This window comes from Desulfovibrio litoralis DSM 11393 (genome assembly GCF_900143255.1).
In the GTDB taxonomy this organism is placed as follows: domain Bacteria; phylum Desulfobacterota; class Desulfovibrionia; order Desulfovibrionales; family Desulfovibrionaceae; genus Frigididesulfovibrio_A; species Frigididesulfovibrio_A litoralis.
The window spans coordinates 1-16,123 of sequence record NZ_FRDI01000006.1 but is presented as its reverse complement, the minus strand read 5'-3'; the positions used below and the strand labels follow the sequence as shown (position 1 = coordinate 16,123).

The following is a 16,123-nucleotide window of genomic DNA, read 5'->3' as shown; positions in this document are numbered from 1 at the left end:
CCTACGCTCTCACGAAATAAACCTCTTTGAGTCGCCTCATATACCTATAATAAAATTACATTTTTATTATAACTTTTTTATTAAACCCTACGCTCCCACGAAATAAATTTTGTTGGTCGCCTCCGGCGGGCACGGGGAAAATGTTTTCCCCTTTGCATTCCCGCCAACAGGGCTGCCGCCCTGTACCCGCGAACGCATCACGCATTGGTTGATGCCTAACGGCATCAACTAATGTATTTGCGGCAGTGGGGTTAAGGGGCAACCAGACCCTTATGTGGGGAATGCAAAGGGCGACATTGTTTCGAGGGGTATACCCCCGAAGCCCCCAATCCACGGGCAGGCAAAGCCAGCCTCGTGCATTCTAAAACCCTTTCCCCCGTCGGAGACGACCAACAAAATTTATTTCGTGGGAGCATTGAGGGTAAATATAATATAATAAAAAAATGAATTTTATTATATGAATAGTCGGAGGCAACCGAAGAAAGTTATTTCGTGAGGGTGTGGGTAAATAAAGCAAGATAAAATATAATAAAGCGTTTAAACATTTCAGCAACCTCATGAATTAATAATTCAAATAGTTTTTATTTATTTCGCCCGTAAATGTCTTCAAAACGCACAATATCATCTTCTCCGAGGTAAGCTCCGCTTTGAATTTCGATAATTTCTAAAGGAATCATACCGGGGTTTTGCAGGGAGTGTTTGACTCCAACGGGGATATATGTCGATTGATTTTCACAAAGTAAAAGTTCTTTATCGTCAAGGATAATTTTTGCCGTGCCTCTTACGACTACCCAGTGTTCCGCTCTGTGGTGATGTAACTGTAAAGAAAGGCACGCTTGAGGGTTCACGACTATTGACTTCACCTGAAAACGCTCGGCAACAGCCAAAACGGAATAATGCCCCCAAGGTCTGTAGACTTTTGTATGAGCAAAAATTTCGTTGCGTTTAGCGGCTTTTAATTTGTTATAAAGGGTCTTCACTTCTTGAGATTGTTTTAAATCAATCACTAAAACAGCGTCAGCCGTATCAATAACGGCTAAATCTTTAATGCCCGAAGCGGCGATTAGGCGTTGGCTTGAGTGCAGGTAACAACCTGTAACATTATCAATCACAACATCGCCAATAATGGCATTTTTATTGTCGTCATGCGGGCTGGTTTCATAAAAAGATTGCCACGACCCAAGGTCGCTCCATTTAAGAGCGATAGGTAAAACGCAGGCGAGTTTGGTGTGTTCCATAATGGCATAATCTATTGATTGAGCAGGAGTTTGGCTAAACAGTTCTTTATCTATTCTGATAAAATCAGTGTCTTGTGTATGTTTTGACCAAGCTTGTTGACAGCAGGTTTTAATTTGTGGCGAATATTTTTCTAATTCAGTGAGGTAAACAGAGGGTTTAACTAAAAACATACCGCTGTTCCAAGTATAAGCACCTGATTTTAAAAACTCTTCCGCTTTTGTTAACTGAGGTTTTTCTACAAATTTTTCAACAGTATATATCGGGAGTTGTGTTGATTGATTACTTGTGTCGTTGTTTTCTAAAGTTAATATTTTATTGTGTTTAATGTAGCCAAAACCTGTTTCAGGGCGAGTCGGGGTAATTCCAAAAGTCATAATTTTGTCAGCTTCAGCCCCTAAACAAGCACTTTGTACGGCTTGTAAAAAATGCTCTATCGGCTCTATATCATGATCAGAAGGCAGGATAAGCAATAAGGGTTCTACCGCATTGTTTTTATAAGCATCTTTGGCGGCTAAAGCGGCGAGGGCAATCGCAGGGGCTGTATTTTTAGCTTCCGGTTCAAGAATGATTGCGCCTTTTATATCCAGCTCTTGCATTATACCGGCCACAAAAAAGCGATGTTCGGCATTACAGACAATAAAAAAAGTGCCGAGCTGATCGCCTAAGGCTTTAACTCGCTTTAAAGTTCGTGCAAAAAGTGTATCTGTGCCAAGCTCCATAAACTGTTTAGGATATAATTCTCGTGAAAGAGGCCAAAGTCTTGTTCCACTACCACCGCATAAAATCACCGGGCATATTATTGACATAATTTATCCTTTTATCTTTTCACTTTAGTTTATGAGCTTCAGTTTTTATCATTTAAGTGTTTATTATTTAAACATCTATCAGGGCTAAGAGTTCTTTTGTGCGTTTTTGCATTAACGCATAATCGGCTCTGCTTTCTACGTTTAAACGCAATAAGGGTTCTGTATTAGAACAACGCAGATTAAAACGCCAGTCTTTAAATTCCATTGAAAGTCCGTCTATAAAACTTGTTTTTAAGGCTTGAGCTTCAAAGCGAGCTTGAATTTTAGTCATAATCGCTTGAGCATTATCAACTTTTCTGTTGATTTCGCCACTACAAGGATAAGCCGCAACACGTTCTTCTACTAATTCTTCCAAGCTTTTAGCTGTTTTACTCATGAGTTCTAACAAATACAACCAAGGGAGCATACCACTATCGCAAAAAGAAAACGCCCTAAAATAATGATGAGCGCTCATTTCTCCGCCATAAATAGCGTTTTCACGTCGCATTTGATCCTTCATAAAAGCGTGACCTGTACGCCCTTCGATACTAATGCCACCTGACTCTTTAACCATGTCAATGGTATTCCAAGTTAAACGAGTATCATAAAGTATTTTTTCAGGTGTAGCCGACGAGTTTTTGTTTTGTGCTTTTTGTAATAAAGTTTGAGCCAATAAACCAACTATATAATATCCTTCTACAAAATCACCTTTTGCCGTGTAAAAAAAACAACGGTCAAAATCTCCGTCCCAAGCCAGCCCAAGGTCAGCTCCTGATTCTTTAACAGCCTTGGCAGTTAAGGCACGATTTTCTGGCAATAATGGGTTCGGAACACCATTTGGGAACGTGCCGTCAGGTTTTTCGTTTATAAAAATAAATTCACAAGGCAGGTGCTTGGCTAAAAGTTTTACAACTTCGCCCGCACAGCCATTTCCCGGGTCTGCTAAAATTTTTAGTTTTTTTATGCTTTTAAGGTCAATTAAACTTAAAAGATAGTTAATATAGCTAGTTCTCAGGTTTATTTTGGTATATTTGCCTTTTAAATTCGGCTCTGCTGTTGTGTATGTTTGATTCAGTATTTTCTCTTTTATATTTAACAATCCTGAATCTTTACTCACGGGAATTGCACCGCCCCTAACGAACTTAAAGCCATTATATTCAGGCGGGTTATGACTCGCAGTAATAATAACACCGCCGTCAAAGCTCGGATATTTATCGGAATTAAATAAAGAGGTGGCAAAATATATTTCTTCGCTCCCACAAACGCCCAAATCAAAAACGTTTGTACCCGCATCTTGTAAGCCTTCACTAAAGGCCGCCGCTAATTCAGGGCTTGATAAGCGAATATCATGCCCGATACAACAGTTTTTTAGATTAAATTCACGACTAAAAGCATTGCCCAATTGTTTTGCAAAGTTTGGCGTAATCTCGCTGTCGATTTTTCCACGAATATCATAGGCTTTGAAGCAATCCATATTTTACCTTTATTTAAAAGTATTCTTTTTTATTTCTTATTGAAATATTAGCAGAATAGAGCAAAAAGTAAAGAATGTGTAACTTCACAATAAAGGCGATGAAAAAAATAATGTTTTGCGTGCTTTTGTCAGTATTTATGCTAAATATAAAACGCCTTAATTCATAAGAATCACTAATTAACTCGCTTTAAATAATATGCAATACTCTTAATTCACTCTTTATTTAGAATGAATCATAAACAAATTATGCTTGGTGTAGCTTTTTTATATATGGTGCATACTCGTGATCTGTTTTTATAATATGTGTTAACAGCCAGTTTTTCAAGAAATCTAGTAAGTCATAGCCTATTTCCAACTCGCCATTCACCAGTTTTCTTTCGACTTCTAACACTTGTGCTTCAAAAGTACGATGTATCTCTTTATGTTTTTTGACATCAGGATATGCGCTATGTTCAAATAATATTTCTTCTAGATTAAAATGACTGCTTGCATATTCTTTAAGAGACAAAATAATGCTAATCAAAGTTTTTTGTCCGCCATTACTGTTAAGCGTACGGTATAGCGTATTAATACAAGAACACAACAGCTTGTGTTGTGCATCAAGCAGTGGGATACCCATTTCATATGACGGTTCCCATTGAATAAGTTTTTTATTATGTTCAATGTTGTTTATATCGCCAGAAAGCATGGAGTTTGACAGTATGTCTAATTCTTCCAGAGAGTCTGATAGTGCCACAAACTTAATGGCACAAGCCTCCATTTGTTTAGCATTGTCTTTACTATTATTGCTAATACTGAGCAAAGACTGCGAGGCATTGATGCAATCTTCTGTTTGTACGCCGGAAACATCAGCAATGGTCTGAAGAGATTCCGCTGTTAGCTTAATGCCGTCAACTACCTGATCCATTGCCTTATTGGCATTGAATACTAATTCAGAGCTGTCATTGGTCAGCACAAGAGCTTGGTCTACGGTTTTAGTGCTTGTGGCGGTAGCGGATTGAATGCTGTAGAGTGTTTGATGGATTTGTTGCGTTGCGGTCATGGTTTTTTCGGCTAGTTTGCGTACTTCGTCGGCAACAACAGCAAAGCCACGCCCCGCTTCTCCGGCACGAGCGGCTTCAATCGCTGCGTTTAGGGCTAATAGGTTTGTTTGATCTGCAACCTCAGAAATAACGTCCATTATTTGCCCTATATTGGTCGATAAGGCTTCTAGTTCATTCATTGTTGTTTTTAAATTTGTTGTGGCTTGTTGTACCGAAGAAATTGATTTTACTGCGCTATGTATACCTTGAATGCCAATATCCGCCGTATTGCGTGATTGTGTAGCTCCCATAGAAGCACTATGGACACTCTCAGACAAAGAGTCCGCACCTGATGCAATACTTTGCATTGTCTTTGAAGTGTTTTGAAGGTGGTCTCGTTGTTTTTCTACTCCTTGAACAATGTTGGAAGTAGTAATTGCCATTCGGTATATTTGTTGGGTAAGTTCAGTAGAAACATTACATACTCGCTGTAAAATAGTATGAAAATGAGCTTGTGAAACAAGAAGTGATTCTTGGCTTTTTTGTGCGTCTTGGAGTTGTGTTTGTAGCTGGTCGAGTTGTTCTCCGCTTTGTTCTAGCTTTTTTCTTTCTTGTAATAACTGATTGCTTTGTTCATTTATTGTATTTATGATGACTTGGTGTATGTCATCAGTCTCTTTGGGCGTATTAATACCGCATGCATTAGCTATTTGTACGAGTTTTTGGCTCTCTAGGCTTGTATTTTTAAATACACAAAACACAGTAAGAGAGAATAGAATGAAAGCAAGAGCGATAATGCCATTTTGCCAGAGTGGCAGAGTTGATGGCAGAAAAGATGAAGTTGCAATCAGTTGTAATTTTATGGTCTTGTCTAAGTATTATATTGAATATGAAAACAATAGCAAAATTGATAAAAAAGTAAAGAATGCTTATTTCCTATAAGAAAATACCATAATCTCAAGAAACAGATTTACACAAAGGATACACTCTTAGCCTTGACAGCATATCAAGAATAACTGTATTTAGAGAGAGATATAATTAAGATTACTTACTCAAATAAATTTAGAGAACTATTTATGCAAAAACTGACTATCGCCACACGTGGCAGTAAGCTGGCTTTATGGCAGGCTAATCACATTAAAAGCTGTTTAGAAAATAAATATGCGGGGCTTTTGGTTGAGCTTTTGGTTCTAAAAACTCAGGGCGATATTATTCAAGATGTGCCTCTCGCAAAAATCGGCGGTAAAGGTCTTTTTGTTAAAGAGATTGAAGAAGCCCTGCTTGACGGGCGAGCTGATATTGCCGTTCATTCTATGAAAGATGTGCCTATGGAACTTCCCGAAGGGCTTATCTTGGGTTTAATTCCAAAACGAGAAGAACCAAGCGATGTGCTTTTATCCGTCAATTATGATAGTTTAAACGCATTACCTCAAAAAGCTAAAGTCGGAACAAGCAGTTTAAGAAGACAAGCGCAACTTTTGGCTTTAAGACCCGATTTAGAAATTATTTCTTTGCGTGGTAATGTGGATACACGTTTAAGAAAACTTATAGAAGGGCAGTTTGACGCTATTGTCATGGCGAGTGCCGGTTTAAACCGTCTTGGTTTAGCCGCTCCCAAGTCTTTTAAGCTTGTGCCGCCTGATTTTCTACCTGCCGCCGGTCAAGGTGCTTTAGGTATTGAATATGCAGAAAGTCGTAAAGATATAGCCGAGTTATTAAGCTTTTTAGAAGATCGCCCCACGAGAATTTGTGTAGAAGCCGAACGTGGTTTTTTAGCAGGATTAGAAGGCGGTTGCCAAGTGCCGATTGCGGCTTTTGCAAAGATGACTAATCAAGATGAATTTATTCTTGAAGGTTTAGTTGCTGATATATATGGAAAAACTTTTGTGCGTAATAGCCTAAAGGGTGATGCGTCTGGTAACGCTTCTGGTGATGCTTCTGGTAACGCTTCTGGTGCCAGACAAACAGGCTTTAAATTGGCACAAATGCTTAAAGATGCCGGAGCAGACAAGATTTTGGCAGAATTGTATTGTAAATAATTTTTTTGGTGTGATATTTTAAATCATTATATAAACGTATAATTTTAAGGATATGTTATGCAAATATACAATAGTATGACTCGTAAAAAAGAAACTTTTGTACCGGTTAGAGAAGGTAAAGTCAGCATGTATGCGTGTGGAATCACCGCTTATGATTTGTGTCATATTGGTCATGCTCGCTCTGCTATCGTGTTTGATGTCTTGGCTCGTTATTTGCGTCATTTAAAATATGACCTTACTTTTGTGCGTAATTTTACTGATGTTGATGATAAAATTATTAATCGAGCCAATGAGTTAGGTGTTGACAGTAAAGAGATCGCCGAAAAATATATGCACACCTTTCATGAAGATATGGACAGATTAAAAGTTCAACGTGCTGATATTGAGCCAAAAGCTACTGAAAATATTAACGAAATGATTAAAATAAACGAAAAGTTGATTGCAGACGGCAATGCTTATGCGACTGCTTCCGGTGATGTTTATTTTAGAGTGCGTAAGTTTGCCGAATACGGAAAGTTGTCGGGGCGTAGTGTTGATGATTTACGTTCAGGGGCGAGAGTTCAGCCGGGCGAAGAAAAAGAAGACCCGCTTGATTTTGCACTTTGGAAGGCGGCTAAACCCGGCGAGCCATATTGGGACAGCCCTTGGGGAAAAGGTCGCCCGGGTTGGCATATTGAATGTTCAGCGATGAGCGAGCGTTATTTGCCCTTACCTTTAGACATTCATGGTGGCGGTCAGGACTTGATATTTCCGCACCATGAAAATGAAATAGCTCAAACCGAAGCTTGTTTTGGCAAGAATTTTTGTAACTATTGGGTGCATAACGGTTTTGTCCAGATTGATTCTGAAAAAATGTCAAAATCTTTAGGCAATTTCAAAACTATTCGTGATATTTTGGAATATTGCCTGCCTGAAGTGTTGCGTTATTTCCTTTTAACTCGTCATTATCGTAGTCCTATTGACTTTAACTTTATGGCGATTGATGAAGCTGAAAAAAATGTTAAAAAGATTTATGAAACGCTAAAGGCAATCAGCTTGTTATTGGCGGAAGACGCAAAGGCCGATGCCAAAAGTTCAGCAGTTAAGCTACCTGAATCATTCACAAAAGAGCTTAAAGAACTAGACGATGCTTATTGGGCGGCTTTAGACGACGATTTAAACACAGCCGCCGCTTTGGGGCATGTTTTTGGCATTGTGCATTTAAGCAATCGCCTACTTGAAGATAAAAAATTATCCGGAACTGTTGAAGCAAGAGCGTTGTTAAAAGATATTCAAGCGAAATTCGTAGAATATTCCAAAGTGCTTGGTTTGTTTGATGAAGATCCGATTAGCTTTTTAAATCAGCTTAAACTTTTTAGATTACAAAAGAAAAATCTAAAGGTTGAACAGATTGAAGAACTAATGAACAAACGCCTCACCGCTCGCCAAAACAAAGACTTCGCCTTAGCCGATAGCCTGCGTAAGGAATTAGAAGACCTTGGTTTAGAAATTAGAGATACCGCAAGTGGTGCGGGGTGGGATGTGGTTTAGGTTTGATATGTTAAGTTTAAAGTTTAGATAGCTTTTAGAAATACAAGACAATAAAAAACTGCGAGTTACAAATTATAGTGTACCTCGCAGTTTTTTTATTATTATGTTATTTTGTTATTTAAAACCCTACGCTCCCACGAAATCAAATATTGCGGTCGACTCCAACTATTCATATAATAAAATTCATTTTTATTTTATTTAATACCAACACTCCCGCGAAATCAACATCTTGCGGCGGTCTCCAACTATTCATAATAATTATACTTAATTATTATATTCTTTAAAACCCACACTCTCACGAAATAAACCTTATTTGGGTCGTCTCATATACTTATAATAAAACTTGTTTTTATTATAACCTATTAAAAAACCAACGCTCCCCGAAATAAACCTCTTTTGGTCGTCTCATATATTTATAATAAAACTTGTTTTTATTATAATCTATTAAAAAGCCAACGCTCCCACGAAATTAATTTTATTGGTCGTCTCCGACGGGCACGGGGAAAATGTTTTCCCCTTTGCATTCCCGCCATAAGGGGCTAGTCGCCCCTTAACCCCACGCACGCACCACGCATTAGTTGATGCCTAATCGGCATCAAAAGTTTGAACGCACCTTAGTCTCTTTCATTGGCAAGTTAAAACCATGCTTTTGGGAGAATATTAATAGTGTTTGAAACATCTTGTAATAATTAAGTGTATTAAATAGAAATGAAGACGACCAAAATAAGCGTTATTTCGTAAAAGCGTTAGTTTTTTAATAGATTATAATAAAATTGATTAAAATCCTATTTTAACGTTTAATCACGCCCGCACCAAGAATAAACAAAGTTTTATCTTCGGCTTTTACTTGCGAATCAATCAGCACTTCTTTTTCCAAACTCTCTTTTGAGGTTTCTTTTGGCGTGTCTTTTGACGTTTTTCTTATTTCGCCTGAAATATCAAGCAGATAACCTTTTGGCAATTCGGTATAAACAACCGCAATTTGTCCGGCAGCAGGCGGCATTATCGCACTTTGTCCGTTATTTTCAGAGGCAAGAGTAATCACAAACCCTTGATCTTTTAATTCAACCTTAGCAAGACTTGGCGTTTGACGATAACGCAATTTTACCCAAAGTTTGCCGTTTTTATAAGCCTCTTGTAAAATCACTTGTAAGTCTTCGGGTTCAAAAAACAAATTTGCCTTTTCGGTATATATCGTTTTTGCTGCAAGTTCGGACTTTGTACAAACAACTAGCTGATTTTTTTCAAGATCTTTACCACACACAAAAAGCGGCTCGGTATAAGCTATTCCCAAACCACGACGTTGCCCTTCGGTATATTGCCATAAACCTTGATGTAGCCCTAGTTTTTCGCCTGTGCTTGCCAAAACAATCGCCCCGCCACCAGACAACTTAACCTTACGCATTTTTAAAAAACTTTTGTAATCATCGTCTTTAATAAAGCAAATTTCCTGACTTTCTTTCGCAACAGGCACGCTATATCCGTTATCGCTCAAATATTGTTGAATTTTTGTTTTTATACAGTCCTTTAGTGGAAATATCATCTGCGTCAAACGCTCTTTTGGAACTAAGGCAAGAAAATAGCTTTGGTCTTTATATTTGTCTTTTCCCGTAACCAAAACCGCAGTTTCTTTTTGTTTTACACAACCATCGGCAGATTTTGCAAACAATTGAAGAGACTCAATTCCAACATAATGCCCTGTTGCCAAAGCCTCAGCCCCAAGCTCCAAAGATTTATCATGTAACAAACCGAATTTGATACGAAAATTACACAAAGCACAAGGGTTTGGCGTTTCCCCCTTATTCCACGCCTTACAAAAAGGTGTTACAACCATTTTTTCAAATTCAAGATGTAAGTCAAGAATAAACAAAGGAATTTTTAAGCTTTCACATAACGTCTCAAGCCGTTTTTCAGTTTTTATTTGAGTTTCATCAAGCGGAAATAAGCGTGCATGTAGGGCAAAGACTTCGTGTCCTTCTTCTCTTAACCTTAAAAGGGCAAACAAGCTATCAGCCCCGCCCGAAACAGCAACCGCAATTTTTGACATAATTATTCTCTAACAACCTAAAAATTAATGAGTAACACAAAATATTTTATCGCAATACAAGCATATTATCAAAAAGTTTTTTAGGCAATTCAAAGACATTGTAAAAGAAAGTTTATTCTGAAAAATGCTTTTAAATTAGACAAAATGGTTATATAACAAAGTGTTGTTTATAATAGACTTTGCATTGGGAAATTTATATCTTGGAGGTATTTATGAATAAATCAGAAAAAAAGAGACTACAAAAAGAATATCTCGAGCAACAAAAAAAACAGTTTTTAGACTCTTTACCTATGCCGTTTGCTCAGTTTTCTCAACTTTTTGACTACTTAGACGCACAATCAGAAGAAAATAACTGTGCTCATAACTTTGATATGACCATTACATTTTTAAAAGAGAACAAGATACCTATCGATAACGTGTTGGATTGGTTAAGAAATCATGGTGCAGGTTGTGATTGCGAAGTGCTTTTAAATACCGAAGAATATTTTGAATAATTTTATCAAAAGCTCATCAAAACGCACAACACCCACAAAAACAAAGCCCCGTAAGGCTTTTTGAGCTTTACGGGACTTTAATAAACTTAAATTTGAGGAAGGGAATAATCTTTATGGCATAACGTTCTTAAATATATTAATAAAATATTTTTATGTTTGTGATATACCCCTAAAAATACCCCCTATATTTAATGTGTTATTTATGCTTTTAAAAAATAATGTTGAAACATAATGATCTATACACTGTAAAAATATTAAAATAAATATCCAGAAATAAGTAGTTTGTTTCCAGAATAATTCGATCTCAAACTTGCGGATATAATGTACCATAGTGAAAAAAACACGGAGCTTTTCCGTCAATTCCACTAAGTGCAATGCTAATGCTTGATATTTATATTTCTTGACGAACAATCTCTACTGTATTACTTTTGTATTGCGAAACAAAAGGAGGATCGTTTTATGCCAATACAAACACAGCCAGCACAATCTATAAGCACAAGATTTGCTCCGGATACATTAAAAAGGCTTGATGAAATTGCTCAAAATAGGCAATGTTCACGTTCAGAAGTAATCAAAGAAGCGGTTGAAGGTTATCTAAATTCTATGGTTTGGCTTGAAAATGCCGTTAACCAAGGTCTGAATGACATTAACGCCGGGCATATTGTAAGCAATGCAGAAGTAAAAGAAAGCGTAAAAAGGCTTGGAATAAATGTCGATTAGTTGGGCAAAGTCGGCACAAAATGACCTGCTGGAAATTGTAAATTATCTTATCTCGCAGGAAGACCAAAAAACAGCAGAAAACATTGCAAAACGCATATTTAAAGCTACTGACATTTTGGTGTCTTTTCCTTTGTCCGGTAAACTGGGTAAAATAAATGGCACTCGTGAACTATATTTAAGGGACTTGCCCTATTTTATCGTTTATAAAGTAAAAGAAGATAGACAGGCTATAATCGTGAGAATTATTCATACCTCTAGGCTTTGGGATAATGTATTTAATTAATAGGGGGTATCCCCAGAAACAAAGGGAAAATTTAATTTTCCTGTAAAATGAGTGGTTTTTGTGACTTAAGACGTTTTATGCTATGTGTATACAGAGCAAAAAACGATGATAAAGAACGCAAAGCGGAGTTTTGCAATGGTCTTTAACTGGTACTAAAAATGGGGTGTTGATAAATGCACCCACTTTCGGAGGTGCCCTTGCTACTCGACAATAACAAAAATATCCTACGCCATTTTCAGCTTTTGCTGGCCATCTTTGCCGTGGTTATTCTGGCGGCGGGTGTTGTCGCCTACTCCCTCGCGGCCACCCAACTCAAGAACCAGCTTGTGCTGAAATGCCAAGCACTGGCAGCGACCGTTGCCACTGTTATTGAGGAGGACTCGGACGGCTATTCCACGTTCTTGAAGAATATGGACATGGAAAGCGACTATTACCGTCGCACCAAGTCGCTGATGATGAAAATAAAAAAAGTCAACCAAGAACATGTACAGTATATTTATACCACCACTCGGTCTGGAGAAAATGCTATTATGTATGTTGTTGGCGGCGAACCTCCTTCAAGCCCGCTCTACACCGCTCCAGGAGTACAGGACTCCATCACCAAAGCCGAACGCACTGCATATGATGAACAAAAAGCCACTATTGGTAATGATTTTGAGAATACAAACTACGGACAGCGCTTAAGTGCGTACCAGCCGATATTTCATAAACGCACGGGCGAGTTTTTGGGCATGGTGGGCGCGGATATTATCAGCAAGCAATACAACAGCATCATGCAGATATTCATCATTCAAACTGTGATTAGCATTTGTGCTGGGCTTGTGGTTCTTGCACTGGCAACACACTGGTTTTCCGGCAAGGTAAACCTTATTGTGAACAAACAACTTTTTGCAGCCCAACAGGCCGAGCAAAAACTGGCCATGGAAAATACTACGCTGGAACGCATCAACCGCATGAAAACCGACCTGATGACCACCATATCGCACGAGGCACGCACCCCGCTGGCGGTGCTGGCAAGCTACGCTGGTCTTGTTTCCATGAGTCTGAAACACAAGGGCATGGAAAGGGAAACAGCTGCCGATCTGGACAAAATAGTCTCCGAAGCCCAGCGTGTGGCGGATTTGATCGACACAATGAAAGGGCAGGCACTGTCTGACGTGGAGCCTTCTGCACGCACACCGCTGGATTTTGGCGATCTTATCCAGCAAGTAGGCAGACTGTACCGTCCCATTCTGAAACGTGACGGCGTGGAGTTGCACCTAGATATTGAGGGCGAATTCCCCGTGTGTGGCAACCCGGAAGAACTCACGCAGGTGGTGTTCAACATCCTGCAGAACGCCAAAAACCACACAGAGCAAGGTAGCGTGTCCATAAGTGTGGCACGGAAAAACCACAGTATCATTGTCAGTGTGTGTGATACGGGCAGTGGTATAGTGCCGGAACTCTTGCCACGCATCTTTGAGCGTGGCGTGAAAGGAACAGATAATAGCACAGGCGGAGGCTTGGGCATCGGTCTTGGCATCTGCAAAGAAATCATGGAAGAACATGGCGGAACAATAGCGATTGCCAGTGATAACGGCACAACCGTAACTTTGGTGTTACCTGAATACAACAAAGGAGGCGAACATGGATGCTAAAGGCATGGTGCTTCTGGTGGAGGACAACGCGGAACTCAACGCTAACAACACTCGTGCCCTAAAAATGCTGGAATATGAGGTACACCCGGCACTGACGCTGGCAGAGGCTAGATCTTGGCTTGCGACTAACGAGGCGGATGTCATCCTGCTGGATGTTATGTTGCCGGACGGTGACGGCATTGATTTTTGCACCGAAATACGCGGAGAGCCTCTGTGTACGACGGCTCACATTTTGTTCCTAACCGCTAAAACAGGACATGAGGACAGAGTGCGTGCCTTGGCGGACGGCGGAGATGATTATATAACCAAGCCCTTTCACCCAGAAGAACTGCTGGCACGGGTACAAGCCGCCATGCGACGCAGAAACATGCAGCGTACAAAAGATGAACAGCAGCACACAGAAACAGCAGTCACTACCATGTCGGAAACGCAAAAACTGCATGCCTTCGCCGCATTCTATAGACTGACAGAAAAAGAAAGTGCCGTACTTTTGCATATTATTCAGAGCATGAATACAAAGGCAATGGCCAAGAGTATGGGAATATCCGTCAAAGGTATAGAGTTTCATATCAGTCATATTCTTCATAAAACAGGCATCAAAAAACGGCGGGATGTATTGCGGGTTTTTGCGAACTGGATGATTTAGAAAAATTAAGAAAACGCTGATTTATTCCCTTGCCAAACGAAATAACTGAGCGTTTCAAGATGTCATGTAATCAGCGTTTTCAAAAATTTGCACAATATCGCTCTCTGTAAAACAGCAAACTATACTATTTTTTACTCCAGAGCTGCATTTTTTTTCATTTTTTACAAAAAAAGTGACAAAACCCTAGTATTCCCCTAGTACGGTTTTTTTTTAGCTGTGTTACATAGAATATAACTCTATCTTTTTTATAGGGCTTGTGCTTTTTGCGTTCTGGCAGTGCTGTGCAGACAGCTACACGCTGAGACCGTTGTAACTTTTTATTTTTTATAAACCAAGCTTGCATACGCCAAAGCTTGCATACGGAGTTTAATAATGAAAAAACATGACAAATGCTTGTTTAAAACAGTTGTGTGTTGTCTTGGGGTAGGTTTAATAAGCCTTTCGCCAATCTTAAAACTTGAGTCAGCAAAGGCGGAAACCATCAACTATAACGGCACCACCCCCGCCCTGAAACCCGCCCCCACTTGGTTTGGAACAGAAACAGACGCTCTCTTTCCCGGCACTAAAGACAACCCTAGTGCAAGTGGTAATACGGTAAATGTTAATTTTACCACTGGATCGGGGACAAACCCTTCTTACGTTTTTGGCGGGCTAAGCGAAAAAAACAGCGTTTATAACAACACGGTAAACATTATAGCTGGTACGATTGAAAACTCTGTCTATGGCGGGTATAGCAAATCCGGCGACGCCTACGCCAACACGGTAAACATCAGCGGTGGTACTATTACCTATTTTGTCTTCGGCGGGTATGTTTATAGCGGTACTGGCAACGCCTACACCAACACGGTAAACATCAGCGATGGTACGATTGAATACAATGTCTACGGCGGGTATAGCGGTTCTGGCAACGCCTACGCCAACACGGTAAACATCAGCGGTGGCGAGGTCGACGGGGATGTCTACGGCGGGAATAGCGGTTTTGGCGACGCCTATGCCAACACGGTAAACATCAGCGGTACTGCTGTTATTGGCGGGGATGTCCTCGGCGGGTATAGCATGAATGGCGACGCTTACGGTAACACGGTAAACATCAGCGGTGATGCTTTGATTAAAAAGGATGTCCTCGGCGGATGGAGCGTTTTTGGCGATGCCTACGGCAACACGGTAAACATCAGCGCTGGTACTATTGGTAGTTCGCCTGGCACGGGCTATGTCTACGGCGGGTATAGCTATTCTGGCGACGCCTACGGCAACACGGTAAACATCAGCGGTAATGCTGAGATTAAGGGCTATGTCTACGGCGGGTTTAGCGATTCTGGCGACGCCTACGGCAACACGGTAAACATCAGTGGTGGTACTATTAACGGTGATGTCTCCGGCGGGGTGAGCTATTCTGGCGACGCTATAAACAACCATGTAAAACTTTCCGGCACTCCGATTTTTACTGGCTCTACCTGGTTAATCGGCGGGTCTAGTTGGTCTTCCACTACCGACACTTTTACTGGCAATACCCTATGGGTTCTTAACCATATGACAAGCCCTGTTAATACTATCCTAAGCTTCCAGAATTATCGTTTTTTACTGCCTAATACTCCTTCCACCGAGCCAATGCTTACAGCAACTGATATCGATTTAATAGACTTCATCGACTCTAACAGCATAGCCAAGGTAGATAGGCTGGGCATAGCGAGCGGTGGCACAATGCCGAACATAGGCGATAAATACACCTTGCTGGAAGCTACTTCTGGAATCAATGGTGCATTTGATCCCTACAACGTAGTGGCAACCAAAGGCATAAGCCTGTTGTATGATATGAATGTTGCTGGTGACAATGATTGGTCTAGTATTACTGCCACGGTCGCTTCTAACGCCCGTGTAAACCCCCAAACCAAAGCCCTTGCTGAGGGTATTGTTTCCGGCGTCGCCTTTATAAACCAAGGGGCGGATTTAGCGGCGGGACAAGGTATGGGCAGTGCTTTAAGCAGTGCGAATGCGGCGGGAGCGGGTAATTTATCCTCTTTTGGTGCGATGAGCGCGGGTAGTTCTCGCTATAACACAGGTAGCCACAGCGATGTTGACAGTTTTTCACTTATGACCGGTCTGGGTTGGAACGCCCCAATCGCTCAAAACTCACTGCTCTTGGGTGCGTTTTTTGAAGTGGGCTTCGGAAATTATGACAGCCACAACAGTTTTTCGGGTAGAGCCTC

General features: G+C 40.2%; 13 protein-coding genes. 9 read left to right on the top strand and 4 right to left on the bottom strand.

Annotation, left to right across the window (positions count from 1 at the left end; all coding sequences use genetic code 11):
• Window positions 1-581 precede the first annotated feature (581 nt).
• The 3 genes from BT999_RS07255 to BT999_RS07245 form a co-directional block, all read right to left on the bottom strand.
• Window positions 582-2,045: a mannose-1-phosphate guanylyltransferase/mannose-6-phosphate isomerase gene (locus BT999_RS07255; protein ID WP_072697123.1), complete on the bottom strand. Its 1,464-nt coding sequence runs from the start codon at window positions 2,043-2,045 to the stop codon at window positions 582-584.
• Window positions 2,046-2,112: 67 nt separating this feature from the next.
• Window positions 2,113-3,498: a phosphohexomutase domain-containing protein gene (locus BT999_RS07250; RefSeq protein ID WP_072697122.1), complete on the bottom strand. Its 1,386-nt coding sequence runs from the start codon at window positions 3,496-3,498 to the stop codon at window positions 2,113-2,115.
• 244 nt (window positions 3,499-3,742) lie between these two features.
• A complete protein-coding gene (locus tag BT999_RS07245) occupies window positions 3,743-5,281 on the bottom strand; it encodes a bacteriohemerythrin (RefSeq protein WP_072697121.1) in 1,539 nt (512 codons plus the stop codon).
• A 16-nt stretch (window positions 5,282-5,297) separates the two neighbouring features.
• Between BT999_RS07245 and BT999_RS12520 the strand changes: the two genes are divergently transcribed.
• The 3 genes from BT999_RS12520 (at window position 5,298) to cysS (ending at window position 8,089) form a co-directional block, all read left to right on the top strand.
• A complete protein-coding gene (locus BT999_RS12520) occupies window positions 5,298-5,462 on the top strand; it encodes a hypothetical protein (protein WP_178139330.1) in 165 nt (54 codons plus the stop codon).
• Between the two features lie 134 nt (window positions 5,463-5,596).
• Window positions 5,597-6,559 (top strand): hydroxymethylbilane synthase, encoded by a 963-nt coding sequence (gene hemC, locus BT999_RS07240; protein WP_072697120.1) that lies wholly within the window; start codon window positions 5,597-5,599, stop codon window positions 6,557-6,559.
• Between the two features lie 57 nt (window positions 6,560-6,616).
• Window positions 6,617-8,089: a cysteine--tRNA ligase gene (cysS, locus tag BT999_RS07235; protein WP_072697119.1), complete on the top strand. Its 1,473-nt coding sequence runs from the start codon at window positions 6,617-6,619 to the stop codon at window positions 8,087-8,089.
• Between the two features lie 790 nt (window positions 8,090-8,879).
• On the opposite strand, the gene mnmA is transcribed toward cysS, so the two are convergent.
• Window positions 8,880-10,136 carry a tRNA 2-thiouridine(34) synthase MnmA gene (mnmA, locus tag BT999_RS07230; protein ID WP_072697118.1) on the bottom strand — a complete coding sequence of 419 codons (1,257 nt, stop codon included), beginning with the start codon at window positions 10,134-10,136 and terminating at the stop codon, window positions 8,880-8,882.
• Between the two features lie 212 nt (window positions 10,137-10,348).
• On the opposite strand from mnmA, the gene BT999_RS07225 reads away from it, so the two are divergent.
• From BT999_RS07225 to BT999_RS07200, 6 genes are all read left to right on the top strand, one after another.
• On the top strand, window positions 10,349-10,630 hold the full coding sequence (locus tag BT999_RS07225) for a DUF2695 domain-containing protein (protein ID WP_072697117.1): 282 nt from the start codon (window positions 10,349-10,351) through the stop codon (window positions 10,628-10,630).
• A 459-nt stretch (window positions 10,631-11,089) separates the two neighbouring features.
• On the top strand, window positions 11,090-11,350 hold the full coding sequence (locus BT999_RS07220; protein WP_072697116.1) for a CopG family ribbon-helix-helix protein: 261 nt from the start codon (window positions 11,090-11,092) through the stop codon (window positions 11,348-11,350).
• Window positions 11,340-11,633: a type II toxin-antitoxin system RelE/ParE family toxin gene (locus tag BT999_RS07215; protein ID WP_072697115.1), complete on the top strand. Its 294-nt coding sequence runs from the start codon at window positions 11,340-11,342 to the stop codon at window positions 11,631-11,633. Before BT999_RS07220 ends, BT999_RS07215 begins: the two co-directional genes overlap by 11 nt.
• A gap of 197 nt (window positions 11,634-11,830) precedes the next feature.
• Entirely contained in the window at window positions 11,831-13,270 is a 1,440-nt protein-coding gene (locus BT999_RS07210; RefSeq protein ID WP_178139329.1) for a sensor histidine kinase, read from the top strand.
• Window positions 13,260-13,916: a response regulator gene (locus BT999_RS07205; protein WP_072697113.1), complete on the top strand. Its 657-nt coding sequence runs from the start codon at window positions 13,260-13,262 to the stop codon at window positions 13,914-13,916. The genes BT999_RS07210 and BT999_RS07205 overlap by 11 nt, the downstream gene beginning before the upstream one ends.
• Before the next feature lie 372 nt (window positions 13,917-14,288).
• The coding region (locus BT999_RS07200) for a beta strand repeat-containing protein (RefSeq protein ID WP_425429658.1) at window positions 14,289-16,123 on the top strand (1,835 nt) is incomplete at its 3' end.